Source organism: Trichocoleus sp. FACHB-591, assembly GCF_014695845.1.
Classification (GTDB): Bacteria; Cyanobacteriota; Cyanobacteriia; order FACHB-46; family FACHB-46; genus Trichocoleus.
In genome coordinates, this window is the sequence record NZ_JACJPA010000078.1 from 84,933 (window position 1) to 111,733 (window position 26,801).

The 26,801-nt window shown below is 47.6% G+C and carries 27 protein-coding genes; 13 read left to right on the forward strand and 14 right to left on the reverse strand.

Annotated features, from left to right (window positions below; translation table 11 throughout):
* The first annotated feature begins 11 nt into the window (after positions 1 to 11).
* Together nth and rpsN are read left to right on the forward strand one after the other, a co-directional pair.
* Positions 12 to 719: an endonuclease III gene (nth, locus tag H6F90_RS13845; RefSeq protein ID WP_190553023.1), complete on the forward strand. Its 708-nt coding sequence runs from the start codon at positions 12 to 14 to the stop codon at positions 717 to 719.
* An 85-nt stretch (positions 720 to 804) separates the two neighbouring features.
* Positions 805 to 1,107, forward strand: coding sequence for a 30S ribosomal protein S14 (gene rpsN / locus H6F90_RS13850; protein ID WP_190432916.1), 303 nt, complete (start codon positions 805 to 807; stop codon positions 1,105 to 1,107).
* Positions 1,108 to 1,193: 86 nt separating this feature from the next.
* Here rpsN and H6F90_RS13855 read toward each other — a convergent pair whose 3' ends face one another.
* Complete coding sequence (locus H6F90_RS13855; protein ID WP_190432908.1) at positions 1,194 to 1,523, reverse strand: hypothetical protein; 330 nt, start codon at positions 1,521 to 1,523, stop codon at positions 1,194 to 1,196.
* A 257-nt stretch (positions 1,524 to 1,780) separates the two neighbouring features.
* Here H6F90_RS13855 and map point away from each other — a divergent pair, with 257 nt between their 5' ends.
* From map to H6F90_RS13870, 3 genes are all read left to right on the forward strand, one after another.
* Positions 1,781 to 2,539: a type I methionyl aminopeptidase gene (gene map, locus H6F90_RS13860; protein WP_190432906.1), complete on the forward strand. Its 759-nt coding sequence runs from the start codon at positions 1,781 to 1,783 to the stop codon at positions 2,537 to 2,539.
* A complete protein-coding gene (gene aat / locus H6F90_RS13865; RefSeq protein ID WP_190553024.1) occupies positions 2,514 to 3,104 on the forward strand; it encodes a leucyl/phenylalanyl-tRNA--protein transferase in 591 nt (196 codons plus the stop codon). The genes map and aat overlap by 26 nt, the downstream gene beginning before the upstream one ends.
* A 72-nt stretch (positions 3,105 to 3,176) precedes the next feature.
* Complete coding sequence (locus tag H6F90_RS13870; RefSeq protein WP_190553025.1) at positions 3,177 to 3,431, forward strand: UPF0175 family protein; 255 nt, start codon at positions 3,177 to 3,179, stop codon at positions 3,429 to 3,431.
* 166 nt (positions 3,432 to 3,597) lie between these two features.
* Here H6F90_RS13870 and H6F90_RS13875 read toward each other — a convergent pair whose 3' ends face one another.
* The 5 genes from H6F90_RS13875 to H6F90_RS13895 all read right to left on the reverse strand — a co-directional run bounded on the left by H6F90_RS13875 (position 3,598) and on the right by H6F90_RS13895 (position 8,303).
* Positions 3,598 to 3,963: a hypothetical protein gene (locus H6F90_RS13875; RefSeq protein WP_199295912.1), complete on the reverse strand. Its 366-nt coding sequence runs from the start codon at positions 3,961 to 3,963 to the stop codon at positions 3,598 to 3,600.
* Positions 3,947 to 5,470 carry a PIN domain-containing protein gene (locus H6F90_RS13880; RefSeq protein WP_190553027.1) on the reverse strand — a complete coding sequence of 508 codons (1,524 nt, stop codon included), beginning with the start codon at positions 5,468 to 5,470 and terminating at the stop codon, positions 3,947 to 3,949. The genes H6F90_RS13875 and H6F90_RS13880 overlap by 17 nt, the downstream gene beginning before the upstream one ends.
* Before the next feature lie 11 nt (positions 5,471 to 5,481).
* Positions 5,482 to 6,045: an ATP-binding protein gene (locus H6F90_RS13885; RefSeq protein WP_190553028.1), complete on the reverse strand. Its 564-nt coding sequence runs from the start codon at positions 6,043 to 6,045 to the stop codon at positions 5,482 to 5,484.
* A gap of 373 nt (positions 6,046 to 6,418) precedes the next feature.
* Complete coding sequence (locus H6F90_RS13890) at positions 6,419 to 7,405, reverse strand: hypothetical protein (RefSeq protein WP_190553029.1); 987 nt, start codon at positions 7,403 to 7,405, stop codon at positions 6,419 to 6,421.
* Between the two features lie 157 nt (positions 7,406 to 7,562).
* Positions 7,563 to 8,303: a histidine phosphatase family protein gene (locus tag H6F90_RS13895; RefSeq protein WP_190553030.1), complete on the reverse strand. Its 741-nt coding sequence runs from the start codon at positions 8,301 to 8,303 to the stop codon at positions 7,563 to 7,565.
* A 50-nt stretch (positions 8,304 to 8,353) separates the two neighbouring features.
* Here H6F90_RS13895 and H6F90_RS13900 point away from each other — a divergent pair, with 50 nt between their 5' ends.
* Together H6F90_RS13900 and H6F90_RS13905 are read left to right on the forward strand one after the other, a co-directional pair.
* Positions 8,354 to 8,698, forward strand: coding sequence for an NAD(P)H-quinone oxidoreductase subunit M (locus H6F90_RS13900; protein WP_190553031.1), 345 nt, complete (start codon positions 8,354 to 8,356; stop codon positions 8,696 to 8,698).
* Between the two features lie 135 nt (positions 8,699 to 8,833).
* Complete coding sequence (locus tag H6F90_RS13905; RefSeq protein ID WP_190553032.1) at positions 8,834 to 10,255, forward strand: esterase-like activity of phytase family protein; 1,422 nt, start codon at positions 8,834 to 8,836, stop codon at positions 10,253 to 10,255.
* 61 nt (positions 10,256 to 10,316) lie between these two features.
* On the opposite strand, the gene H6F90_RS13910 is transcribed toward H6F90_RS13905, so the two are convergent.
* A complete protein-coding gene (locus H6F90_RS13910; RefSeq protein WP_190553033.1) occupies positions 10,317 to 10,622 on the reverse strand; it encodes a hypothetical protein in 306 nt (101 codons plus the stop codon).
* Between the two features lie 172 nt (positions 10,623 to 10,794).
* Here H6F90_RS13910 and H6F90_RS13915 point away from each other — a divergent pair, with 172 nt between their 5' ends.
* Complete coding sequence (locus H6F90_RS13915) at positions 10,795 to 11,052, forward strand: DUF6737 family protein (RefSeq protein ID WP_190553034.1); 258 nt, start codon at positions 10,795 to 10,797, stop codon at positions 11,050 to 11,052.
* 110 nt (positions 11,053 to 11,162) lie between these two features.
* Here the strand turns inward: H6F90_RS13915 and H6F90_RS13920 are convergent, their stop codons facing one another.
* The 3 genes from H6F90_RS13920 to H6F90_RS13930 form a co-directional block, all read right to left on the reverse strand.
* Positions 11,163 to 11,714 (reverse strand): hypothetical protein, encoded by a 552-nt coding sequence (locus H6F90_RS13920; protein WP_242024469.1) that lies wholly within the window; start codon positions 11,712 to 11,714, stop codon positions 11,163 to 11,165.
* Between the two features lie 254 nt (positions 11,715 to 11,968).
* A complete protein-coding gene (locus H6F90_RS13925; protein ID WP_190553035.1) occupies positions 11,969 to 14,149 on the reverse strand; it encodes a pentapeptide repeat-containing protein in 2,181 nt (726 codons plus the stop codon).
* 102 nt (positions 14,150 to 14,251) lie between these two features.
* Entirely contained in the window at positions 14,252 to 14,518 is a 267-nt protein-coding gene (locus tag H6F90_RS13930) for a hypothetical protein (protein WP_190553036.1), read from the reverse strand.
* An 89-nt stretch (positions 14,519 to 14,607) separates the two neighbouring features.
* Here H6F90_RS13930 and H6F90_RS13935 point away from each other — a divergent pair, with 89 nt between their 5' ends.
* Positions 14,608 to 16,473: a lipopolysaccharide assembly protein LapB gene (locus H6F90_RS13935; protein ID WP_190553037.1), complete on the forward strand. Its 1,866-nt coding sequence runs from the start codon at positions 14,608 to 14,610 to the stop codon at positions 16,471 to 16,473.
* A gap of 153 nt (positions 16,474 to 16,626) precedes the next feature.
* Positions 16,627 to 17,052, forward strand: coding sequence for a hypothetical protein (locus H6F90_RS13940; protein WP_190432891.1), 426 nt, complete (start codon positions 16,627 to 16,629; stop codon positions 17,050 to 17,052).
* A gap of 115 nt (positions 17,053 to 17,167) precedes the next feature.
* On the opposite strand, the gene H6F90_RS13945 is transcribed toward H6F90_RS13940, so the two are convergent.
* From H6F90_RS13945 to petB, 4 genes are all read right to left on the reverse strand, one after another.
* Positions 17,168 to 17,548 carry a hypothetical protein gene (locus tag H6F90_RS13945; protein WP_313930082.1) on the reverse strand — a complete coding sequence of 127 codons (381 nt, stop codon included), beginning with the start codon at positions 17,546 to 17,548 and terminating at the stop codon, positions 17,168 to 17,170.
* A 35-nt stretch (positions 17,549 to 17,583) separates the two neighbouring features.
* Entirely contained in the window at positions 17,584 to 18,852 is a 1,269-nt protein-coding gene (locus tag H6F90_RS13950; protein WP_190553038.1) for a glycosyltransferase family 4 protein, read from the reverse strand.
* A 332-nt stretch (positions 18,853 to 19,184) separates the two neighbouring features.
* Positions 19,185 to 19,667: a cytochrome b6-f complex subunit IV gene (gene petD / locus H6F90_RS13955; protein ID WP_190432889.1), complete on the reverse strand. Its 483-nt coding sequence runs from the start codon at positions 19,665 to 19,667 to the stop codon at positions 19,185 to 19,187.
* Positions 19,668 to 19,809: 142 nt separating this feature from the next.
* Entirely contained in the window at positions 19,810 to 20,478 is a 669-nt protein-coding gene (gene petB, locus H6F90_RS13960) for a cytochrome b6 (protein ID WP_190432888.1), read from the reverse strand.
* Positions 20,479 to 20,899: 421 nt separating this feature from the next.
* On the opposite strand from petB, the gene ctpA reads away from it, so the two are divergent.
* The 3 genes from ctpA (at position 20,900) to H6F90_RS13975 (ending at position 26,751) form a co-directional block, all read left to right on the forward strand.
* Positions 20,900 to 22,135, forward strand: coding sequence for a carboxyl-terminal processing protease CtpA (gene ctpA / locus H6F90_RS13965; RefSeq protein ID WP_190553039.1), 1,236 nt, complete (start codon positions 20,900 to 20,902; stop codon positions 22,133 to 22,135).
* Positions 22,125 to 23,432, forward strand: coding sequence for an HD domain-containing protein (locus tag H6F90_RS13970; protein ID WP_190553040.1), 1,308 nt, complete (start codon positions 22,125 to 22,127; stop codon positions 23,430 to 23,432). The genes ctpA and H6F90_RS13970 overlap by 11 nt, the downstream gene beginning before the upstream one ends.
* Before the next feature lie 328 nt (positions 23,433 to 23,760).
* Entirely contained in the window at positions 23,761 to 26,751 is a 2,991-nt protein-coding gene (locus H6F90_RS13975; protein WP_190553041.1) for an ATP-binding protein, read from the forward strand.
* Positions 26,752 to 26,801 lie beyond the last annotated feature (50 nt).

The following is a 26,801-nucleotide window of genomic DNA, read 5'->3' on the forward strand; positions in this document are numbered from 1 at the left end:
TCTGCTATGCCATGAGCATTACGCGAAAACTGTCTGCCAAAAAGCAACGGGCTTTGGAAATCTTGATTCGTTTGAAGCGACTCTATCCAGAAGCCCCTTGCACCCTCAATTATGAAACTCCTGTCCAACTCTTAGTGGCGACAATTCTTTCGGCCCAATGCACCGATGAACGAGTCAACCAAGTCACTCCAGAATTGTTTCGCCGCTTTCCAGATGCTGCGGCCCTTGCTGCTGCTGACCCACTAGACTTGGAAACTTTAGTGCGATCGACCGGGTTCTACCGCAACAAAGCCAAAAATATTCGGGCAGCTTGCTATTTGATTCAGACTGAATTTAATGGTCAAGTGCCCAAGTTGATGGAAGATTTGCTGAAACTCCCAGGCGTGGCTCGTAAAACAGCGAATGTGGTATTAGCCCATGCCTACGGAATTCATGCTGGGGTGACGGTCGATACTCATGTTAAGCGGCTGACTCAACGCTTAGGACTCACCAAGCACACCGACCCCATTCATATTGAGCGGGACTTGATTAAGCTGCTGCCACAACCAGATTGGGAAAATTGGTCGATTCGGATCATTTATCATGGGCGGGCGGTTTGCAATGCTCGTAACCCTGCTTGCGATCGCTGCCTTCTAGCCGACCTCTGCTCCTCCGCTGATCCAAACAAGGTGGATATAGCAGCTTTGCAACCGCCCTTACTCACAGCCCCACAAATCTGATTAATCGACATGGGGGTAGATCAGGGTCTGTCGAATCAGATAGAATAGAAAATGCTGTCTTTATTTGAGAGAAACCAGGCAATTCATGGCTAAGAAAAGCATGATTGAGCGGGAAAAGCGTCGCCAGAAGTTGGTTGACAAGTACGCTCAAAAACGGGAAGAGCTACAGGAACAATTTGCCCAAGCAACTTCCCAACAAGCAAAGCTTGAAATTCACCGTCAAATCCAACAGTTGCCTCGTAACAGCGCCCCCACTCGCTTGCGGAATCGCTGCTGGGTGACCGGTCGTCCTAGAGGCTACTACAGTGACTTTGGCTTGTCTCGTCACGTATTCCGGGAAATGGCCCACCAAGGTCTACTGCCCGGAGTCGTTAAGTCTAGCTGGTAAACAGATTTTGGATTTTAGGTTTTGGATTAGTCAATCATTTGCGATCCAAAATCCGAAATCCAAAATCCACGCAGTGACTACTCCGATCACTGACCACAGCAGCGATCGATTCCCAAGCTATCTAAGAGCAGGTCGCTGACTGCATTGGCTACAGCAAACTCGCTGAAAAAGCTTTTAGAAAAATCAAAGGCTTGCATTTCGGTGACGATGGCAATCACGAGTGCTCCTAAGTCATTTTCGCCTTCCATCCGTTGGCGAACAAAAACTTGAGTGGCTCTCTCAGCGATCTGCTGGTTAATGGCTTCAGGAATAAATTCGTGGTCTAGCCACTGACATAAAACGCTTTTTAGCCATTCTCCTTCCTGCTGGGGGTTTTCGGCAGGAGGCAGGGTGATGGGGGGAATTGGTTCGGCCATTGACCTAGCAAATTGACAACTGTTTGAAGGCAGCCTAGAGGAAAGCTAGCTCAGCTTAACTAGGATGCTTCTTGGAAACAGAGGGTTTCTCTAACCACTATACCGCTACCCCAACGCCGGATTAGAGCCTCTGAACAAACTGCAACAACCATTCAGATCGGCTTCACCAAACTAGATTTGCGGGGTTATGTTTAACCCAACTAGCAAAATTAATCTGGTGAAATAGTACGGCCAAGACACAAGGGGGATTCAAGATAATGGGGAAAGAACCGCTGGTACTGCTTTCGCATCGCGAAATAGACAAAATGCGTCAGGCTGGACGCTTTGCATCTGAGTTGCTGAGCCATTTAGAACCGCTGGTACGACCAGGCATTAGTACTTTAGAAATTAATGACGAAGCAGAACGTTGGACCCAAGCACACGGAGCTAAGAGTGCTCCCCTGGGTTATCATGGCTTTCCTAAGTCGATCTGTACCAGCGTTAACCATGTGGTTTGTCACGGTATCCCCAATGCTAAGCAAATTTTGAAGGAAGGCGACATTATCAACATTGATGTCACGCCGATCGTGGATGGTTTTTATGGAGATACTTCTAGAACCTACTTTGTGGGTCAACCGTCACCTCTAGCGAAAAAGTTGGTGGAAGTGACCGAGGAATCTTTAAGAAGAGGCATTGCTGAAGTTAAACCAGATGCGCGAGTCGGAGACATTGGGGCCGCGATTCAGGAGTATGCCGAAGCAGAAGGTTTTTCGGTGGTTCAAGATTTCACAGGGCATGGAGTCCACCGCGTCTTTCATACTGAGCCTTTCATCCCTCACTACGGCAAGCGAGGTACAGGTAAAAAGCTACGGGCAGGCATGGTGTTCACGATTGAACCCATGATCAACGAAGGCACCTGGGAAGTCGAAGTATTGGATGACAATTGGACGGCAGTGACCAAAGACCGCAAGCTATCCGCCCAATTTGAGCACACCATAGCTGTAACTGAGGATGGCGTCGAAATCCTTACCCTTTGATGTTCCCACTATTGTTCAGGGATACGCTCAGGGCTATTTCTTGATGGCGGATGAGTCGGGCGCGTTGGATTGGTATTCTAGCCGTCAACGCACGCTGATTCCTCTAGATGAACGGTTTCGGTATCCGCGATCGCTGCAACGAGTCCTGAATCAAGAGCGCTTTACTGTTGCGGTGAACCGAGACTTTACCGCAGTGGTAGAAGGCTGTGCCGATCGCGAAACCACTTGGATTTCCCCACAGCTCAAAGAAATTTACCAAGCCCTCCACGCCGCAGGTTGGGCACACAGCTTTGAGACTTGGCAGGGCGATCGCTTAGCAGGTGGAATTTTAGGCATCGTCATCGGTGGTGCGTTCATTGGCGAGTCGATGTTTTTCCACATCCCCGATGGCTCAAAGGTGGCACTGGTGAAGTTGGTAGAACGCTTGCGATCGCGTCAATTTGTCTTCTTTGATGCCCAGATGATGAACCCCCACCTAGAGCGGTTCGGAGCTTACATCATCAAGCAAAAAGAGTATCGCGTCCTGCTAAACCAAGCCCTTCAGCGCCAGTGCATCTTAGCTTAGCCTGAAGTTGATGAGCGTACCATCTACCCATCTAATATGGTGGTAGATGAACTTCAAGCAACCTTTGAGTAGATGGGACTGCAACTCTCAATTTCTGATTCCATTCTGCAAGCGATCCGTTTACCAGAGCAGCGTATTGAACAGGAATTGCTGCAAGAATTGGCAATCGCCCTCTATACCCAAAATGTTTTATCTTTCGGCAAAGCGCGGGAATTGGCTCAACTAGATAAATTTGAATTTGGGCAATTACTCGCTCAGCGTGGAGTTGTGCGGCATTATGACTCTGAGGAATTAGACGACGATTTGACTTACGCCCGTAGTGAATAACATTTCACCAATTTTGAATTTGGCTTTTAGCTAAGAGAAAGAGCGGCAATTGCACTCAGTTTATTAAGTAAAAATGAGCTTTTATTCTAAATTTTTGTACGAAAAAATTGTAAATTCAGAGTTAGGAGAATTTTTTAGAGACTGGCGCAATACATTTACCAAAAAATTAAGATTCACTCAAGTACACAAATGATTGAGGTGCCCGTCGAATATTATATGAATTTAGTTCTAAAGGTTTTGAATATTTTTTTACGTTTTTTATTCTAATTGCGTAGCCAATAGATTTTCCGAAGAAATAGTTATCGTAAAATTCCTTGTTGATTCCTGCGTATTGTCTTGTCTCAGACCATAGCTGATCTATGCTTAGGGATAAAACATCATCTATCTCAAATTCTCCAACAACTTTTTTGACAGGACTTGAAGCATAAATAATTATTTTAGTTACATAAGCAGATTTAAACAGTATTTTTCGAAACTCATACTTCTTATCTCCTTGAAATATTTTTTCAACAAATTCAGGCTTGATTGACAACAAGACGCATGTCTGAGTTCGCCTCTTGCAAGAGTCTTTGAAACGATTCATCGCTTAATCTTTCAAATCCGCGTGGAGCTTCTAAAATAATACCATTTTCTCTCAAAGATTTAAGATTGGGACGCTTTTGAAAAGAATGAACATACAGAAAATTGACTATAAAAGGTCTATTTTCTGGATTGTAATTCCAATGTTCAGCCAACTCTTTATCCGTAAAAACGCTTCTTTTTCTACACAGAGAAACAAACGTTTCTAGATTGGGTATGTCTGTTATAACTTTTTCAACAACTCCGATGGTGGTCGCTACAGAGGTATAATGCGCTGAACCACCAGATTTTGTACGATAGAAAACTATTATGTCTCCAGGAGATAAGTTTTTTTCGATTGACCGAGAAATATATACTTTTTGTATCGCATTCCTATTGGGTTTATTCTCAACAAAATCGATAGGAGACTCTGTGCGTAGTATAGAATCGGGAAAAAGCTCAGTATGATATTTAGGGTAAATGGGGACTATAAACTTGTTCTGTTGAACTGAGAAGTAAGGGTGGGTCGCGCGTGGATTTTCTAAGTTGACCTTGGCAGAGAAATCTCTCACTAAAACGATTTCTTCTGCTGAGGCGCTTTTCTTAAAACCATGACGCACAAAGCCCCAATCTTCCAGTAAGAGTATTAAACGCTGTTGCTCAGGCGTTTTATCAAAGACAGTTACGTATATTTCATCAACGTTGTATGCAAGCGCATTATCAAAAACTATCTTGAGAAATCTCTCTCCTAGCTTAAATCCATTTAGGACTACCTTAAATGTGCCAATTTTAAGTCTTCGCTTTGAGTCAAAAATAGGCTGAATATCTCTGTAGTTCTCATTCTCATCTTCAACTTTAAGATATAAAAATGCTAAAATTTCCTTTATTTCCGAAAGGCAAATATAAGCGATCTCATCTGATTTTTGATTAAACCAATTCACAAATCCTGGATAATCTTCTTTGAAAGATTTAAAGAACTGGTCTTGTATATTAAGATTTCCAAAATACTCTTTTTTCACAGCAAGAGTCTTATAGTCTGCAAGCTGTGGGTTTTCTGCTGTAACTTTTTCTAGAAACGAATCTATTTTAAATACTCGTGAAGCTATTCCTAATTCATTTGCCTTTAAATGAATCTTTCTGTCTTCAGTAATTAAAAAATTAACTCTGTCAGAATAAACCTCTTTAATTAAAGATGTATTAATCAAATCATTCCTATTCTTGTCGTATTTCTGCCTTAGTTTAATAATTTTCTCTACTTCAGGTGCTTCAGTTTTTAGTAAATTATAGTTTTGTATTTTTGCCTCAATAGTTTTAACTACATCAGGGTCTTTGTGCCTTCTTATCTCTTCTAAAGAAAGTGGGTGAACACACTTTTCATAATGCAATTTATCGAGCCAATTAAATAGGATCCCTATTTCACCTCTCAAAACGCGGTTGGCTTCTCTATGAATTAGAATATTCGTATCTAGTAAAATTCTCATCAAGATGCTCCTCACATTATTAAATTCTCAACAAAGCAATATGTTTCACTTTTGGTCTGTGCAGAGTCGCACATTCGGTAAGGAATTCCTAATTTATTAGATATGTACTTGGCATAGTCTATCTCCTGCTCCTGAAAAGAGTGTAGCAAAGCTAAATCATAAGTAATATTATCTCTTTCACTTAGACGATCATAGATATTCTCAGGTCTATCAAATAAGAGAATAATCGCGCAGGGATTAATTCCTTCATAGGTTGAATCTGGGATTTTAGTGATTTCTCCATCCTTACTTAGAAGGCAAAAATGTCCATCCAGAAGATACCAAGTCTCATCTTTTAAATACTTATTTAAGGCTGTCACAAGCACATCTTGATTTTCATCAATATTCTGAACTCTTTTATCCTGGAAATATTGTTCTTTTTTTTCTCTGGCAATGAGATCGCTTGCTGAAAAATGCTGAACGTCAAGCTGTGCCTTTAGAGCTTTGCAGAAGGTTGTTTTGCCAACCCCATGTACTCCACCGACAAAGATTACTTTACGTTTTTTAAGGCTATTTAGCATTTTTGAATAATTCATCACAACAATGAGAGTGGTTAGAAGATAGATTTCTCTACTTCAGAGCTATCTTAAGAACCTACTTAAATATTCCTGGTAGTGTTCAAGATGTAATGATCTACACCACTGGCAGCCTTGAGTGTAAGGCTCTCATTACGTCATCACTACCAATTTTGAGCATCACTATACTTCAGAGGCTTGTCTCTAATTCATAAAGAAGCCAACGATTCGCAGGTTATCAGCTTTACGCATCATGACAATACAAGCATGTAGGCTAAAGCTATCCGCCTTCCACATAGTATGGCAACGTAGGCAGATAGATTGCGGAACTGTCTGCTGCTTTTCCTAGTCTTCAGGATTTAATCAACTTAGCTATGCAGGATAAGTTCTAAACCTACTGGTTTCCAGTTCTGATAGCAGATTGACCTTGTTTCTTTTTGGCTTCTTGAAGGGCAGCTTCGCTAAAGCGTTGGTAGACAGCAGTACGATCTTGGGCGATGCTGTAGCGCTTGTCTTGGGTAGTTACTTGGCCCATTAGGTCTGAGGCTTGTTGCCATTTTGCGGCTAAAGCTAGCCAATCGGCTGAGGATTGAGCTGCTTTTCCATCACTGGCGGTTTGTTCGGCGAGTCTGACTGCATCTGCGAAAGGATCGGCAGAAGTGGGAGCGATCGCAGCTTCAGGACTAGGACTAGGACTTGCTGGAACAACTGGCGAAGGGTTAGGAGCAGTAGAGGGGCTAGGGGCGATCGCAGCAGAGTTAGTACTAGTAGCGTTAGGCTCAGGAGATTGGGCCGAGTCTGGAGATGGCGTTGTATTCGCTTGGCTATTACTCTGGAATTTTGGGCCAAACCAACTGTAGGCACCCCAACCCAGCAACAGCAGGAGTAAACTCGCTAAAGTACCACCCACCACGCCTCGCTTAAATTGGCGTTGCTCCCGGACTTGGCGAGGAGAAGGAGTTTTTGGCATACCAGCCGCTTGTTCTGCTTGCTGGCTCTGCAAATCCTCCATGAACTGCTTGAACAGGTTAGGCCGAGTTAGAGTAATTTCCTGCGACCAAAGCAATTGATTTTCTGGATCGCGATTAATTTCTTCGAGCCACAACAGTTGTTGCTCTCGCACAATGCGGCTGTTAATTTTGACGCGGCGGATATTGCGGGGGGAAATCGACTCCAGAATCTGACGCACCCGCTCAACTAAAGTAGATTGCTCTAGTTGATCGACATCCGCTGCTTCGCACAAAAGCTGTAGCACGCCATCCTCAAAAATGGCTCTGGTCCTAACACCAGAATCCGCCAGCTTGTCATTCAAAACTTGAATAATCGCTGCCACGCTGCCTTGGCGGGCTTGCTTGGTAATATTTTCAATTGAATCTACCATTGTGCGCTCAGCGGTCGAAATAAAAATCCTGAACTTTAGCCGCAGTCATCCAGGTTCCCTGCTCACAATACTGTACCTTGAGGTGGATTGAAACTGTTCAAAAACCCCAGGTAGAAATCTGTCTTGACAGAGACTTTAGCGCCTCATTGTCGAGCTTTCAAGAGGCCAAATGGCGGCAATCATTAAAGCGGCGCACTTGCCAGAGATCGGTATTAAAACGGTTCTGGTCTTGCAGGTGCCAACGCGATCGATCGAGCCAAAATTCAAACAAAGCCGTATTGCGGGCATGTAAGCGCCAAGAGCGATCGCAACCCATCAACTCCGCAATCAAATGCTGCAAAATCCAGCTGTGAGTCACAATCCAAATTTGGTCAGAGTCCTGATGTTGGGCCAGTAACTTTTGGATAAATTGGTGGGCGCGATCGCGAGCTTCTTGTAGCGATTCGGCTTCGGGAATTTGAATCCAGTCGGGCGAGGTTTCTAAGGTGCGGCAAAACTCTGGGTATCGCGCCTTCGCTTCCATCCAAGTTAAGCCTTGAAAAATGCCATTCTGAAACTCTGTCAGCTCATCAGCGTAAGACACTTGAAAGGCATAGGGTTTTTGAGACCCTGTGGCTATGCTCACCGCGGAAGTGTCTTCACTATCAATCAGGTCACTGACGGCAGCAGGCAAAGGAGCCGTAACAAAGTGATTTACCAAAATTTCGGTGGTTTGTACCGCCCGCTTTAAGGGACTGCTATAGACTGCGGAAGGCCACCAAGATTCCTCTAGTAAGCGCTGAGCCAGCTTCCCCGCTTGGATTTTGCCATTGGCCGAAAGCTCAAACTCACCATGCCCCTGCATCCGCCGTTCTATGTTTCCCACAGACTGAGCATGACGAATAAACAGGAGTTTCATGGTCGTAGTTTAGAATGAGTCAATACACTCAATAGACCGTAACATTTCCTATGCTACTCAAGTCTACAACCCGCCACATCCACATCTTTACTGCGGAAGTGAAAGGCACTGAACTGAATCCTGCTGATGGCGTTTTGACCTTGGATGTTGACCCAGACAACGAGTTTGTATGGAATGACGCTGCCTTGCAACAGGTATATCGCAAGTTTGATGAGCTGGTTGCTGCGAATGAAGGGGAAGACTTAACCGACTATAACCTGCGTCGCATTGGTTCAGACTTGGAGCACTTTGTGCGATCGCTCGTGAAGAAGGGAGAAATCAGCTACAACCTAGAGAGCCGTGTCCTTAACTACAGTATGGGCTTGCCTCAAGTAGTTGCTAAAGACAGCGAGTAGCAGTTTTCCCAGCAAGATTTCATGAAATCAGATTTTTTTAAGGACATCTTAACGGCTGGGCAAGGGTTCCCTTAACCCATCATCAGTAAGTTTTGAGTGCTAATGGTTGCGCTATCCACACCTCAACTGCTGACGATGAACGTAAACAAGGCTGTAAGTTCAACCCACCATTCCAAGTTACGAGTCTCCGTTGCAGGACTGACGGCAATTTTTTCGGTCGTCAGCACCTTCTATGCTTTAGGTCTATATGTGCCTGCGATCGCCGTAGAGTTGGTAGGACGCGCCGTTCTGCCAGCCAATACCTTTGCGCCTGGCCCCACTTCTGGGCAGCTAATTAGCGCGACGAATGAAGTTTCGGTGCCGTTTGTGGAGAAACTACCTGTCCAAGGTTTTTCTGCGGTGCTGCCCGGACCGAAACCAGGCACCTTTTTGGTTCTGTCAGACAACGGTTATGGGGCCAAGGCTAATTCTCCAGATTACCCCCTGCGCTTTTATGCCGTTGAACCCGACTTTGCTTCTGGGCGTGTCTTTCCGGTCAACCTAAAAACTGGTGGGCGGTTAAGCCAGTTTAGTCGTCAAAGCTTTATCTCGCTCAGCGATCGCCGCAACCAAACTGGCTTCCCTATTGTGGCGGAGCAAAAGATTTATTCGAGCAGCATCTCCCCCAGCCAACCGCAAGGAATTCCAGTTGCAGCAACGATCAAATCGCGCCGCCTATTAACGGGCGCTGATTTTGATCTGGAGGCATTTCGTCGAGTGAGTGACGGAACTTATTGGTTTGGGGATGAGTTTGGGCCTTATTTGTTGCATACCAGCGCCAATGGTCAACTTTTAGAACCACCCATTCCCCTACCCAACTTCCTCAAGCTGGGCGATCGCCCCTTCATTCAATCGCCTGACAATCCTGCCTTCGCCAACCTACCTACCGATCAAGAACGGGTGACGGCGGCGAATTTACCCCGCTCTGGTGGGTTTGAGGGCATGGCTCTAAATACCAGTGGCACCAAACTCTACGCTTTGCTAGAGAAGCCTGTGGTGAGTGATCCGCAGCGCGATCGCCTCTTGATTCATGAGTTTGACCTAGCCAGCAAGCGCTATAGCGGAAAAGTTCTTGGTTATCGGCTAGAAGACCCCAGTCATGCGATTGGCGACTTTACCGCCATTAACGACTCTGAGTTTATTGTGATTGAACGGGACAACCGCCAAGGTGATCCCAACAATCCCAACTTTACTGATCCTGCCCAGTTCAAGCGTCTCTACAAAGTAGATTTGCGGCAGCAAGACAAGGCTGGCTTTGTCAAAAAGGATTTACTCGTAGATTTGCTCAACATTTCTGACCCTCAAGGTCTGGGTGGTAATGGCACTGTGAACGGTCGGTTTACATTCCCGTTCGTGACGATTGAAGACGTGTTACCGATTGACGCCAATACTCTCTTGGTGATCAACGACAACAACTATCCCTTTAGTTCGGGTCGGATTCCAGGCAAACTGGATGATAGCGAGTTCATCTTAATCAAGCTGGATCAACCCTTAAATTTGGCAGCTTCTCGCTCTTAGAGGCAGCTTTTAGAAGCTATTCGAATCGTTTTGTAGGGTGGGCAATGCTCACCTTACCTATTTATTCTGGAATTTCCAAGCTGGCAGAGGGCGGTGTAGAAGCTGCATCCTGAGCTGCTTGCTGGCGCTTCTGCTCCAGAAATTGCTGCAACGCCACTTGCCGATTTGCCATGAAGCGATTCCAAAAACCTGGATAGAACTTGTCCATTGTTTTCGCGATCGCCCAAGCGTTTACATTCAGCAACTTATAGTGGGAGCTATAGGAGTTCTGCAATTCTGTAATTTGGCCTTGCAGTTCAGGATTGGCAGGCCACTCCAGGTCAGACAAATGCTGAGTTCGGAAAGAATCAAAGTTGCGGTGAGGCATGGCGATCGCCAGAAGATGCAGTTGCAGAATGATCCAGTACCCCTTCCATTACTAGAGCAGTAGCCACACTCTAGTCATGTTTGTTTTAGCATTGTACTCAAAGTGATGTGCCTTCTAAAACACAGTTTCTTTATATAACCCCTGTTGAGTTCTGGAGCGATCGCGTCAGATTTTGTCTGAATCTTCTCAAATCAGTCCTTGGTCCTATAAACCTTGGTGGTGCCAACCTTGGTCCATTTTGCTCACGGGCATCACCATTATTGCGGGCAGTTGGTTCCTCGCCCACACCATTTGGTTCACCTGCCTCGTTGCAGTGCCAATTCTGGCTTGGATGGGTTTCTTTATCTTGGTCTGGCCCCAACTTGTGATTCAGAGTGGCATGCTAAACCCTGATCAAACTACCCCAGAAAAGGCGACCGCCGAAGAATAGCTTTATTATTTCTAGATCTCTTTGGCTACCATGACTACCTTGATGAAGAAGCCAAGAACCATCTAAATTCTGGCTCCTGGCTTCCGACTCCTAGCTTCTAGTCTCTGGAATTAAAATCGATATCCGACTCCACCTTGCACAGAGACCGCTGTTCCACCACTCTCCCGGTAGGCATCAAAGGCAATAATGGCGTTGCCAAACACCACGAGTTTGCTGTTGGGCAGAGCGTAGTCAATGCCTGGTTGAATAGCAAAGGCATCTTGATTGCCTAGAGGCGAAGTAGAGTCGCCCTCTGAGAAAGAATATCCTGCCCCAATATAGGCATCCGCTTGCCAGCTCAGCGGGATGTCGTAGGACACAGTGGGCACGATCGCCGTATTGTCATTCAGAATCAAGGCTTGGGCTCTGAGAGAAATTGGCAACTTTAGCAGCTTGTAACGCGCGGCAATGACCAAAGCATTTTCGCTGTCTTCGTTAATGGAGCCATCGGTGAGACCAATCGAGGGACCAACGCCAACATAACTCCCATAGGCAGCCTGTGCCGATGCTGCGGATGGGGCGAGACCTTCAACTCCTGCCGCTACAACAGCGCCCCCTAGAGCGATCGCCGTAGCCAACCCAGCCCAACTTTTACTTTGCGACAGGCGCTTAAGACTCTTCATTGCCAACTCCTCACTACCAGTAGCATTGATTGATTTGTCTCGCTCAATTCAACTTCAGCCGTCAGCCCTTCATCTAGGCTGATTCACCCTCAGGTCTATTCAAGCAAATTCCTAGTTTTAAACCAGGCATCTTGTTACTTATTTTCACCCAAGCAGCGCAATAATCTAGCTGATTGACTGATTAGCACAGGTTTTGCATTTTGTTTTGTAGGATACGGGTTTCGCCCACGCCACTTACAAAATAGAGAGACAGCCTATTGGCACTGAGGATGACGACCCCCTTGAGCGCAAATATAGGCAATCTGAGTAGGATTCAAATTTTTAGCATCGACAAAATTAACACCTTTAAACAGACCAGACTGTGAAACACTAGGTGCTAATTGAATGAACTGGCTAGAAGGCTTAGAGGAGGGAGGTGTAAAAATCGCCCCTTGGAAGTCTGCTCCCGTAACGTTGGCCCCGCGTAAATTTACCTGATTAAGATCTGCGTTGCGGAAACTGACATTCTGTAATTGCGCATTTTTGAAATTAGCCTCTGCCAGTTGGGTCGAGCTTAGATCCGCATACTGGAGGTTAGCTTGGCTAAAGTCTGACCCAGTCAAATCGGCTCCTTGCCACTCCGATCGCACTAAGTTAGCCAACTGAAATTTTGTGGCGGTCGCACTAGCTTGACCCAATCGAGCAGCTTGCAAGTTTGCTTCGGAGAAGTCAGCGTTTCCTAGATCCGCACCTGTAAGGCTGGCATGATTCAAGATGGCTTGGCGAAAATTAGCAGCAACCAGTTTGGCACTACTGAGGTTCGATTTTGACAGACGAGCCTTTGAAAGATCCGCTTTGTTAAGGATGGCCCGAATTAAATTCGTGCGCTCCATCAAAGCATTCCCTAGCAAGGCTCCGGTTAAGTTGGCATCTTTGAGTTCAGCCCCACTTAAGTCGGTAACCCAATCATCGAAGGTTCCCCAGCGCTCATCTTCGCCCGCTCCATAGAATCGACTGCCTTGCAAACTCGCGCCCGCCAAAATGGCACTTTTCAGTTGGACCCCTGATAAATCGATTTGATCCAACACGAGTGTAAATTGAGCTGCCCCTTCAGCGACGCGGCCTAGGTCTACTCGGTTCAAATCGGCAGCATGCACTTGACCGCTATAGATTGTCAGCAATTTAGCGATCGCTCGTTGAGTCGCCCGTCGTCTCAACGCCAATAACTTGTACTCCTTCTCGTTATTGCCGTAGCGCAGCGACTCCAAATCAGTCTTCAAAGATTGATTCAGTCGTTGCAGGTAAGGCAGAGCATTGGGACCACTACTGACCAAAGCTTGCTGAATCGCATCAATCAGGGCAGGTTTGTCTTCTTGTCCCAACAAATCCACTAATAGCGGCACTGCCCGTGAGTCGTTCACCGTACCCAGCGCCAAAATTGCTCCTTGCCGCTCATCTGGGGCACCGGGAGAGGTGGGGGTCAGCTTACTCACCAACGCTAGAAAGACTTGATTATCCTGCTGCTTAAACTCCCGACGATTGGCTTGGCTTTGCACATAGACTTGGGTGCCCACAAAGGTGCCAAGTACCAACGCTATGCTAGAGAGCGACACGATCAGCAGGGTCATGCCAGGATGTTGACGCATCCAGTACCACAACCCTTGTCCCCGCCAGCCTTTTTCTGGTGTCAGTACAATGGCCGCGATCGCCGCATCTTCCTCGCTCCACTGAGATGACTGCTCTGACCAAGCTTGATGGTCACGACGCAATACCTGTACATGGTCGCTATAGATAGAAGTGGGTTGGGCTGCGTCGATCGCAGTGGTACCGCTCAAGCGATCGTGCCAAGCCCGTCGGCGCGCGTTGAAGCGGGCACTAAAGTTTTCACCTAATACTAGAAAGCTAGCTAACCCCAACAAAATACTGAGGTCAGGAAAAGCCCCACTGTAGCGCCAGATCGTGTAAGCAAGTCCCAGCGGCAAACCCCAGCGCCCAATGCCTTCTCGTACTATCGCTCGCACCAAACCGGGAGGCGCTCCCGTAGCCGTCACTACCTTGACGGCAAACCAGCGCTTGGGTTGGGTTTTGCCAGTCTTAGCGAGTGAGTATAGGTTTAGCCCCGCCACCACAAATGGAGCCACCACAGCACCAGACCACAGCAAATTTGTCAGGGGAGGAACTGTGCGATCGCGATCACCCACCGGAATCGCTAGGGTTCGGGCGATCGCCGCTTCAGCTTGAGCGACAAAGGGATTGAGTGGCACTGGCTCACTGGCAGAGTGGAGTTTGGCGTATTCCCCTAAGCTGAACGGCACCCAAGCGCTAGCCACAACTAGAGAAACCTCAATGAGCCAAGCTCCACAGCGTCGAGGTAGTAAGGGCAACCGTTTGAAGCGCCAACTAGGTAGCATTGATTGAGAGCGATTGGTGCTTCTCCTCACAGTTGGGCTCGCCATCTTCAAAAACTCCCCGTCACTAGTTATGCAGTCTATTGGTTCTTGTAATTCTTGGGTAGGAGGTCTCTACCCGCGTAGAGCCTGGGTCAAGCTGAGATTAGGTTATGAAGGCGATCGCGGTGTTAAGTCATAGCTCATCAGTACGATCCACCAACTAGTGACTAGACTTGCGCAAGCAGCCCTACCAAAAAAGCTACCCTGGTAAAGTAGGACAAATCCTTGTTCTAAAACCAACTCATGCCGTAGAAGTTCAGCTAAATTCCCATGCTGAATTTCGGCAGCGATCGCGAAAATGGTGAGGAACAGCAGCGGACTCAGTAAATCTACTGTTGTGTCTGCGATTGTAGCGAAGAGAAGTCGCCCAAGCACGCTCAGTTTATAAGAAAAAATAAAAAAGATTGTGCTTAGCTAGACTCTCGGTAAGGTAACTGAAAATTCTCTAAAAGCGTTTAAATTCTATGGCTGATCCTGTGAGTGGTGCTACTCCACTAGCTAGTCGCTATCTAGAACTCATCGATCGCATTGTCGAAACCACACTCAAGGGCAAAATCCGCTCTAAAGAGCAGGTTTATCAAATGCTATTGCAAGAGGTGAGTGCCGGGACGGGGGAGATCTTTGAGCGTTGTTTGGGCGATCGCCTCACTGCCGCTCAACGTCAAGTCGAAATCCAAACTGATGAGCTGAAACTCGCTAAAGTCAACCGTACGCTGAGAGCCTTACAAACCATCCAAGGCGAGTGGGAACGTTGGCAAGAGCAAAACCAAGCGACAGAAATGCTCACGACCGCAGTGCGTCAAGTCGTAGCGGCTGAGCCTGAGCAGCGCTTAACAACCTTGATTCAAGTCACCGATCCCAATCGGGGGCAAATCGTGACGATACAGCAGTGGCAACAGCTTGCTAAAGCGTTACAGCAGCAAGCCGCTGCCGTCACCGAGACTGACTCTCAGCAGCAGATTGAGCAACTAGCGACAGGCATTGGGCGCGGAATCGCCGCTTGGCGTCGTTTAGAAGACCATTTGGTGGGCTGGATTTACGACCAAAACCAAGGGCAGTTAGGGTTTGAAGGTGTGCCAGGTCAGCGTGGTCCTTGGGCACTGTGGGCCAAACAAGTTGGTAGTCCCATGCCTCAATCTTTATTCCAGGCCCTCGCTCATGAACAATCGGCGGCTGAGTGGGGTAGACATCAAACCGTGGACCTCGAAGATTGGGTTGAACTCACGGTGATTCTGCGCGGTTTACAGCAAGGTTTGGTGACGTGGTTTGATAAGTTGGTCTACGATTCCAAAGTCGGGTCCAAGCTCTCCATCTCGACGTTTCTGGCATTCGCCGTCCTGTGGTCCCAAATGGGCGTAGGTTTAGGCGATCGCTTTGCCAATGCAGCCTTTCAGAGCACACTGCAAATCCTGCGAACCTTTGCGCAACGCGAGTACTTTCCGCTTTACGGTGGCATTTTTGCTTCCTTTGCTGGCAACTATTTACGAGATGCCCTGAATTACCTGGATGAACCATTACGGCGAGCCGAAGGCACTCAGGAAAAAGCCAGAATCCTGACCTTACTCGGCTATTCTTTCCGGGCGCAAGGCCAATATGACCGGGCGCAAAATTTTCATCAACAAGCTTTGGAGCTGGCGCGGACAGCAGGCGATCGCCCCTGTGAAATTGCCAACTTCAACCACCTCAGTCGGGCTTGCGTATCGGAGAAAAATTATGCCGAAGCGATCAATTACAGTCAGCGGGCCTTGATTCTGAGTCGTCAGGCTGGGGATCGCTTGGGTGAGGCCAATGCTTTAGCTAACCTGGGTTACAGCGAAGTGCTACAAGCGCAGCAGCTAGAACAAGTTGAACCTGAAACCTACGAAAGTGCGATTGATTATTTACAGCAAGGATTGAAATTATCTGAACGGTTAGGCGATCGCCAAAGCCAAGCCCTCTGTCTCAGCAGCTTGGGGATCGCTCATATTGTCTTAGATCAATCACAAATAGCGATCGCTTATTTAGAAGGTGGGATTCAAGCGGCGCAGTTTTCTGGGGATGTCTATTTACAAGCTCGCAACTTAGCTCACTTAGCTGAAGCCTACTACCGTCTGCAAAACTTGGAAAAATCTGTTTATAGTGGCTGTTTGGGCATGTATCTTCTAGAGCAAATTGCCTCTAGTGAGTGGCGGCAACCCGCAGGGCTACTAATGATTTTGCAGGGGCAAATGGGGGAAGCAGGGTTTCAAGCAGCTTTAGAACAATACCGCCGTCAAATTGCTTCCGTGATCGGGGTCGATGGCTATGACCACATTCCACAACTATTAGAACAATATCGCCACTCGACCTAGTCAGTTAGTGATTGGTTGCGTAGGACTTTAGCTGCCTCAGCAATAAAAAGTTCTGTGACAATCTAGAAACATGAACATATCAGTTCCGCAATTCGCCGGAAATTGCGGATACTGGAATTAGGAGCACTCCACACTTTTTGAGGGGTGAGCAAGATGAAGACGTACAAATATTGGCTTGCTGTTCCTACAGCCCTGGTGGTGGCTTTGACAGTTGCTGGTTCAGCTCAGAGTAAACCTTTACCTGTTGCTCCAGGGTTTCAGCCTGACCCTCAAGTACTAACAGGCACATCGGGCGGAGCTAAAAGTAGCGATTGTGGCTATGTCAGTAATACCCCCAGTCAGGTGATTCAAGTGACTCAGGCGGTTCCTTACCTGCGTTTTGCAGTGCAAAGTGAAGGTCAACCCACCTTGCTAATTGATGGTCCAGGGGGACGATTCTGTTCTTTAGCAGATACTTATTCCCAGAAGCCAGCTCAAATCTCAGGTTTTTGGTCTCCTGGTACCTACTCTGTTTACGTTGGCGATCGCGGCCAAGGACAGCATGCTTACCGACTGTCCATTTCTCAGGCTCCCAACTAACAAAAGCCTAAACCGCTAGTGACTTAAACAAAAAAGTGGATGGTTCTTCTTTCAGAACTGTCCACTTTTTTGATTGAGATGGGTAGTTAGGCGATCGCGTTGAAAAAATGTCCTGCTAACGGTCAATCGGTTGGGCTGGCACTTCAATGGCTTGCACATCAATGGTTCCCGGTGGCGTCAGACGGCTTAAATGGCCTTTCTCTACCTTAAGTGCTTCCCCACAACTAGCACACTCAATCTGGGTCTGGTTGATGCCCGCCACCTCAGAGCCACAAACGGGGCATTGAGCCTGGACTAAGTTGCGCTTCAGCCACCAGCGAAAGCCTAAAAATGCAATGACTGGCGCTAAGCAAATAAAACCAACCACAAGCAGAAATGACTTAACCAGCCAGCCCAAACCCGCTAATCCTAGCAGCCAGAGCAAAGCTAGGAACATAAGCCAGCGACTTGCACCAGCGAGGGTTAACTGAAAACTTCTGAGGCTGTCTTGATTCACAGCAAGCTCCTAGAGGCAACAAATTCTTGCTTTTTTTAGGATAGCTTTGTTGACTCCCCTATTGTCGAACTCAGTAATTGTTTTAATTGCTGAGTCAGCGCCTCAGCGCCAAACAAAGATAAAGCTTCTTGGCGCAACCAAGCTCCGTCACAGCGGCGATCGCTTGGTTTACCCACAGCATCCTCAGTGTTGCGTAAAATCTCAATACAGGCCGCAGCTACTGCCTCTGAGTCACGCCGAGGCACTTGCCAGCCGAGTTTGCCATCTTGTAGCGGATCGGCGGAACCGTCTGCATCTCCTGCCACCACAGGCACGCCACAAGCCATCGCCTCTAGGTAGACTATGCCAAAGCCTTCCTGGGAGGGCATAACGTAGGCATTAGCTAAGCGGTAATGCTCAACTAGCTCTTCAGTTGGCACAAAGCCCGCAAACACGACTCGATCTGCCACCCCTAAATCTTGAGCTAATTGGGCCAATCGAGGCTGGTCATCACCCCGACCAATCACTAGGTACTTCACCTGCGGAAAGGCTTGAGCGATCGCAGGCAGAGCTTGAATCGTTACATCCACCCCTTTATATCGGTCCCCTGCCCAAAGTCGGGCCACAGTCATCAGCACTTTGGATCCAGCCAAACCATACTTTTCGACTAAAGCTGGGTTTTTAGGGCCAGGGGTAAAGGCATCGCCATCAACAATACAGGGAAGCAACTTGACTAGCTGCGGGTCTAGCCCATTGACCTCACAGGCACGATCGCGGCTATAGCGGCTAATTGTCCAAATACTGGCTGCCTGCTGTAGAGCCTTTTGCTCATGCTGTGGCAACTTGACCCAAAATTCTTTGCCATAGGTCAAGACAGTATAGGGAATCCCTAGCGGTTGACATAGCGCCTGGATCATGGGGGCGAGATTGATATGGCCGCAAAAAACTCGCTCAGGGCGATCGCGCAGTAGAGAAGCCAACAACTGAGCAGCTAATTTAAGGCGTCCTAGAGCAGGGGGACGAGTTTTGAAATAGTGAAAATTGATTGGACTAGATTCTAAAGGATTGTGGCATTCTGGCCCATCCCGCAGTAGAAATACATCTGCTTTGTAAGGGACAGCGATTTCTCGGTCTACTGGTTCCACCAAAGTTACGTAAGATTTCAATACATCTTTGACGTAGGATTGGATGCCACCTTCGCAGGCAAAAATCTCTAAGAACACAAATACGTGACGAGCACTTTTAGTCGTAATAGGGTCCAATTTTGTAGCTCTAACTTCACGCTTGACTGCCAGTACATCAGGTGAATGGTAAGTTCCAGTCATCGATTATTACCGGAGCAAATTACTCCGCTCCCCAGAAATATTTGCAGTTTTCGCACCCAAATTTTTAGGGCTAGGAGCCTAGAACAATTGATAGTGATTAATAATCAGTTCGCTTAGTATTTTGTAATAACTTAAGATTGCTGCCAAATCCTAACAAATAACAGGTTGGAATGGGAACGACAGCCAATAGATTAATCTAATCTTTGCGAAGCGAGGCTAGGACTCAGCCCAAAGCTTTACATAAAAACTAACGCCTGCTTAGGTGCTTCCGTAGTACAACAATTGGCACTACGGAAGCACAAACAGGCGTTGAGTTGAACTCTTCAGCTCTCTTAGAACAGACCCAAAGTCAGGGACTTGTCGATAGGGAAAGTTGCACCAATTCCCAACCACAGAGTTACCAGAGTCCCAAACAAAAAGAGGGTGGTAGCCACTGGACGACGGAAGGGGTTTTGGAACTTGTTCACGTTCTCAATGAAAGGAACAAGCATTAGACCTAGAGGAATTGCACCCATGCACACAATCCCCAACAACTTGTTAGGAAGAATGCGCAGGATTTGGAAGACAGGGTAGAGATACCACTCAGGCAAAATTTCCAAGGGAGTGGCAAAGGGATTAGCAGGCTCACCCACCAAAGCTGGGTCTAGAACTGCCAAACCGACGCAAAGAGCGATCGTGCCCGCAATTACAACTGGGAAGATGTAAAGCAGGTCATTAGGCCAAGCGGGTTCACCATAGTAGTTATGGCCCATCCCCTTGGCAAGTTTGGCGCGAAGCTGTGGATCGCTGAGATCCGGTTTTTTAATCGTTGCCATGATGTAAAAGTGCTCTCCTTTATTCTGAAGTCAGCAGGTAGAGAACGAGACAGCAATTAGACTTGAGCTATATGTAATAGCCTAGTATAAGTGCTCTGAGCAAACTCTGAAGACTGCCTATGGGCTGCTTCCAGTGAATTGCTTACAAAGGACCGGAAATGCCTTGCTTACGGATCATGAGGAAGTGCAGCAGCATAAAGACTGCAATCAACCAAGGCAGAACGAAGGTGTGCAAGCTATAATAGCGAGTCAAAGTTGCTTGACCCACACTGCTACTACCGCGAAGTAATTCAACGATAAAGGGGCCTACGACTGGGATTGCTTCAGGAACACCAGAAACGATCTTGACAGCCCAATAACCGACTTGGTCCCAAGGCAGTGAGTAGCCAGTTACACCAAAAGAAACGGTGATTACGGCCAAAATTACACCTGTTACCCAAGTCAACTCACGAGGCTTTTTGAAACCACCGGTGAGGTAAACCCGGAAGACGTGCAAAATCATCATCAGCACCATCATGCTGGCAGACCAGCGGTGGATGGAACGGATGAGCCAACCAAAGTTGACCTCTGTCATCAGGTACTGAACTGACGCAAAAGCATCAGTTACGGTTGGCTTGTAGTAGAACGTCATTGCAAACCCAGTTGCAAACTGGATTAAGAAGCAAGTCAGGGTAATGCCACCTAGACAATAGAAGATGTTGACGTGGGGAGGCACATATTTGCTGCTGACATCATCAGCGAGTCCCTGGATTTCCAGACGTTCCTCAAACCAGTTGTAGACTTTTGAGTCGGTTACCTGCTTGGTAAACATGAAGCAAGAATTCCTGAAAATGTATTGCTGTTTGTGACCTTTCTAGTCTCTCAGAAGAAGGAGAATCTTGGGGGGTCGGCTGGAGTAAGCTACTGATCCAAAGAGTTCTCTAAGAGACTCTCAACAAGGTTAAAGAGCTAGATTCTGGTCTGATCTAGTCTGAGCTTATTGAGTTCAAATGTTCTATCCATCCTAGTACGCTGTCAAAAAGCTTGCAGATTACCTACTGAACTTCTATTAGCTCGTTGCTTGAGTGAAGCTTCTCCAACAGGGACTCAGACGGCAATTCTTTGAGCTAGTTTGAGCTAAATGGATGGGCTAACTCACAGGAGTCTACAAAAAATGTAACATAGACCAGAAGAGGATTTCATGCTGAGGCAACTCAAGAAGTTAGGGATCTAGTGAACTAAGATTCGGTGTCATGCAAAAAAAGTGGATCGCTAGGGTTGGGTTATTGCTGATATTGCCGATTGTGGTGGCTTTGAGCTGGTCTACTCCAGCTTGGGCTTTCACAGAGGAGCAGCGGTTGGTGAATGAGGTTTGGCGGATCGTCAATCGCTCTTATGTCGATGAGTCTTTCAATCATCAAAATTGGCGATCGCTACGTCAGCAAGTCCTCAGCCGTCCACTCAACAACCGAGAAGCTGCCTATGAAACGATTCAGCAAATGCTGGCTAGCTTGAACGACCCCTTCACGCGGCTGTTGCGCCCCGATCAGTACCGCAGCTTACAAACTAATACTTCTGGCGAGTTAACTGGAGTCGGCTTGCAGATTGCGCTCGATCCAGAAACGAGTGAGTTAAAAGTTATTGCGCCGCTTGAAAGTTCTCCAGCCGAGCAAGCTGGCATCCGCCCTGCCGACCGCATCTCGCGCATTGATGGCGTTCCTACAGCTAAGTTGACTTTGGATGAAGCTGCCGAAAAAATGCGCGGTCCCATCGGCAGTCGTGTGGTTTTAACTGTGGCCCGAGAGGGGGAGCCTGAGTTAGATATTCAGGTCGTGCGCGATCGCATCGCGATTAATCCGGTTTATGCCCAGTTGCGTGAGTTTCGTGACCGCCCCACCATTGGTTATATTCGCTTGAATCAGTTCAACGCCAATGCCACCGTTGAGCTAGCCAAAGCTGTGCATCGCCTAGAGAATCAAGGAGCCGAGGGCTACATTCTCGACCTCCGCAATAATCCTGGCGGCCTGCTGCAAGCTGGGGTGGAAATTGCCCGCTTGTGGCTAGACTCCGGCACTATTGTCTACACCGTGAATCGCCAAGGCATCCAAGACAGTTTTGAAGCGAACGGCCCTGCCCTGACGCAAGACCCACTGGTCGTGTTGGTGAATCAAGGTACCGCCAGCGCAAGTGAGATTCTAGCAGGGGCATTGCAGGACAATGGCCGCGCTGAGTTAGTCGGCGAAAAAACGTTTGGCAAAGGTTTAATCCAGTCACTCTTTGAACTCTCAGATGGCTCTGGCTTAGCGGTGACGGTGGCAAAGTATGAAACTCCCAACCACCATGACATCAATAAGCTAGGCATCACGCCCGATCGCCTGGTACCTCTAGAAGCCATTACCCGCGAGCAAGTTGCTACGGAGCAGGACCAACAGTATCAAGCAGCGGTCGAATTACTCACCCAGCCTTCTGTGCTAGCGGGTGCTGCCTAACTCCAGTCGCACGTATCATGACCCCTTGCATGGGGCGATCGCGTTGGATAACAGTGATCCAACCGAGGCTTTACTGATTCGCCTAATCGATACGCCTGCCTTTCAACGGCTGCGGCGTATTCGTCAGCTTGGTCCTGCCAGCCTCACCTTTCACGGAGCAGAAGGTTCTCGCTTTACCCATTCTTTGGGCGTGATGGCGATCGCGCGGCGGGTGTTCGATCGCATTGCCAAACGTTACCCCCAGGTGCAGCCGCACCGCCCCATTGTTTTGTGTGCAGCTCTGCTACATGACATTGGGCATGGACCATTTAGCCACACCAGCGAAGAAATTTTTGGTAATCACCATGAAGCTTGGACAAGACGGATTCTGCGAGAATCTACACCCGTCCGTCAACTTTTAGACCACTTTGACCCCAGCTTGGTGGACAGCTTGGAGCAGGTCTACTTAAAGAAATATCCGGTTCCTTTTGTCTGGCAGTTAGTTTCCAGTCAGCTTGACTGCGATCGCCTCGACTACCTAATGCGCGATAGTTACTTCACAGGCGCTTCCTACGGCAAGCTCGACCTCGATCGGATTTTGATGGCGCTGAGCTACGACCCGGTAAGCCAGCAGTTGGTGGTCGCTCGTAAAGGCATGGCTGCGATCGAGCATTATTTGATCGTGCGCTATTTCATGTACGCCCAGGTTTACAACCATCCCAAAAATATTGCCGCAACTTGGGTATTGGAGCAAGCTTTTAGACGCGCCTGTGAGCAATTTGCTTTAGGTGGTATTGAAGCAGATGATACGGTCACGGCTTGGCTAATTCAATCAAAGCTTCCTGGAGAAGGTAGTTCTCTCTTAGGGGCTCCAGTGAAGCTGTTACCGCTGGCCCATTACCTGGCAGCCGATGATGGTGTGCTAACTTACCACTTGCAGCGCTGGCAGCACTGCGCCGATCCAGTGTTGGCAGATTTGTGTCGCCGTTTTCTCGATCGCGATCTCTTGAAAGCTCTAGATATCTCTAGCTTGCATGCGACTGAGCAAGAACATTTGATGCAGCAAGTATCGATTTGGCTAGCTCAAGCTGGTTTTAGCGCAACTCACTATGCTGGAATTCGTGTTGCCTGTAGCCGTGGTTACACTATCTACCAACGGGGCATTAGGTTACAAACCGCCGCTGGATTGCAAGAAATTAGTGAATTGTCGCCTCTAGTAAAAACTCTGATCCGACCTGTGAAACGAGCCTGGCTTATCTATCCTTCAGAGATCGAGTCTTCGCTCTCAAACTTTTACCCCAAACTCAATTCAGCTTGAGTCTTTCAACTGGTAGCCGTTGTATCTCTCTAGTTATAGGGAACAATTTCTACAGGAGAAATGCGGGTCAAAAAAATTACAAACAGCATTGGGTTAGAGCTTGATATAAATTGATACATCACCTATGGCAGGAAAACTTTAGATTAAAGCTGAGCCTGCCTACCCTATAACGCTATTAATTAAGTTTAAGAATCTACCGAGTTTAGAGTAGCCCAACTAGTGAGTTTTATCTCCCTGTTACTCTAACCGCAAGATTTTATGAGTCATCTTTATCGTCAGCATCTCCGTCAAGTTGCCCATTTTAGACACAGGCTATGTTGTTTTTACAATGAATAATAAGTATGCGTTGAAGCAGTCTTCCTGTGTGGCCTTGGGCTCCGCATTGCTGGAGTTTTTAACAGCGTTACCAGATCTGCACTTGGTACTTTTTAGTTCTCAAAATCCTCAAGTAACGCCCTGTCAGCTAAGTTTGGATCTAAAAACTGGCGCTGAGCTAGGCTCGCTACAACCTCCTGTAACCCACCCCAATAGCTATTTTAAGTTCAAGCCAGAAGGCAGAAGCCAGCCTTTATCAACTTGGGTGGTTGGAAAGGAAAGCTCCAATGGTTGGCTTGCCTGCCACTTAGACCTAGAGCACTTGCCAACTCACCTCGAAACTCATCACTCGCCCTCTCAGACCCCGTTAGTTTTCATCTTGGGTATCAGCGATCGCTTCAGCATTTTGTTTCAAGCAGGCTGTTCTCTACCTTTAGAAGCTAACCGCGCAGACTTAGAGCCTTTGTATCAAATTGAGCTGATTTACGACTCAAGCGAGATCAGCAAGTTTTGTGCCCATTTACGACTCCAGACCTCGACTGTAGCGGCGATCGCACCTGCTTTTGATGCGGCGATCGCTAGCTGGGTAGCCCAGAGCAATGCCCCAGAGCTGCAAAGTGAGATTACATTAAGGCTGTTGATGGCCCTAGAAGCCAATAGTGCAACGCCTCAAGCACTAACCTCAACCAATCACAGCATGAGTCCAAACTCCCAAGCTGTGGCGGCTCGGCCCAATACCAAAACTATCTATCAACAACCTCATTGGTTGCAGCAGGAAAAACTTCTGCATGAACTGCTGCATGTCAGTAGCAGTTCCCTAGAGCCGCAAACGATTCTGCGCCGCTCTGCTGAAGTAATTCGGACAATTTTTAATGTTAGTCGTTGCCTAATTGCTTTTTATAGCGCTAAAGATCAGCGTGTCATCTGGGGGGCGATCGCGCGATCGCCCGAACTGCTGACTGGGGACCGCCACACCCATTATCCTGCTTGGGCAACCGTAGAGCAGCTCATTCACAAGCATCACCACCTGAGCACTTGGGTATCTGATGAATTTCCTCTGCTAGCGGAGCATACGGAAATTCGCGAGTCTGGAGTTGCCAGAGCAGCGCTCTCCAGTTGGACCCAATCTCACCCGAAGCACGCCGATAAATGGGTAGGAGGGTTTCTTTGCATTGAGCAATGGGAGCGCGATCGCATTTGGCAACCCGAAGAAATGTATTTGCTCCACATGGTGATTCACCAAGTTGAGCAAGTGCTCTATCAAGCTTTGGTTTACCAACAAGCCGAAGAACGAGTACAACGAGCGGCTCTGGTCAATCGCCTCGTAGCCCAAATTCGAGCCTCACTAGACCTGTCTCATATTTTTGAAACAGTAGTGATGGAGTTGGGGCAACTGGTGGTAGTTGATTGCTGTAGCATTTTTCAATATCTTGAAGACCCTCAAGACTGGCAAGTGCAAACGGAGTATCGGTTGCAGCCAGAAGCATCCTCCACCGTGGATGCCACGGTTTTTGCCCCCATTCATCCTCACTCCGCTCGCCTACGTAACCTGAAAACGGTACAAGTCAGCGACGCCCGTACCCTCCGACCCTGGCATCCAGAAAAGCCACCGAGTGAGGTTTCCGGAGCTTGGTTAATGGTGCCGATTCATTATCACCAAAAGCTCTGGGGCTGCATTTCGTTCCGCCAGGACCACTACCCACGCTACTGGCATGAATCAGAAGTGGAACTGCTAACGACCGTGGCGGATCAACTAGCGATCGCCATTCACCAAGCCACCCTTTACCAACAGATTCAGCAGCACAACCAAACTTTAGAAGCGCAGGTTGCCCAACGAACCGCAGAGTTAGAATACTTCTTTGATGCTCTACCCGATCACATTTTTGTCATGCATCGAGAGGGCATGACTTTATCGTTTTGCAATCACGCATTTGCCAAGTCCATTGGTTACGAAGACCGCCAAAATATTCAAGGCCAATCAATTTTTGGTTGTTTGCCTAGCAACTTGCTCAACCATTTTGCTGAACAAAATCTGCAAGTGTTTCAATCGGGTCAGACGTTGCACACGCAAGAAACTATTGTCTTTCCGAGCGGAATGCGTCATCTAGACACCTTCAAAGTGCCCCTCAAAAAACCAGATGGCGAAGTCTATGGCCTACTTGGCACTTCACGAGACATCACCGAGCTGATTGAAACTCGCCAAGCGCTATCGGAGCGAACCGAACAACTTCAAGACGCTTTAGCCGCTGCCTGTAAAGCCAGCCAAGCTAAGAGTGAATTTTTAGCGACGATGAGTCACGAGCTGCGTACGCCTCTCACTTCAGTGATTGGCATGTCTTCTGCACTCCTGAATCAGCTCTTTGGTTCGTTGACTCCTAAGCAAAGTGAGTATCTAGGCATTATTCACAATAGCGGTACTCACTTACTGCAATTAATTAACGATATTTTAGATTTATCCAAAATTGAAGCGGGCAAAGCTTCTCTACAAATCAGTCGATTTTCTCTGCAAGAAGTGGCCGAACAAAGTGTTGCCTCCTTGAGTGAAAAGGCACATGGCCAAAAATTAGTTTTGACAACTGATTTAGTAGGTCTACAAAAATGCGATCGCTTTGTAGGAGATCAGCGCAGAGTCAAACAAATTCTCTTGAATCTATTATCAAATGCTATCAAGTTCACCCCCGCAGGCGGCCAAGTTTGGTTGCGGCTGCGGTGCGATGGCAATATAGTCACCATCGAAGTAGAAGATACAGGCATTGGCATTGCGGCAGACAAGCATCACTTGCTGTTTGAAGCTTTTCAGCAAATTGACAGCGCCTTAAACCGTAAGCACGAAGGGACTGGGTTAGGACTAGCTTTGACACGCCAGCTCGTTGAAATGCATGACGGCAGCATCAGCTTCAAATCTCAAATCGGAGTAGGCACCGTTTTCACCGTACATCTGCAAGCCCAGTTACCGAAAGGCGAGGTCAGTTGGCCGCCCACCTCTAAGCCTACAGAAGTTTAGCTATCTCCAGGGTGAATACCCCCTACTCCCGCTAAATCCCGTTCTCAAGC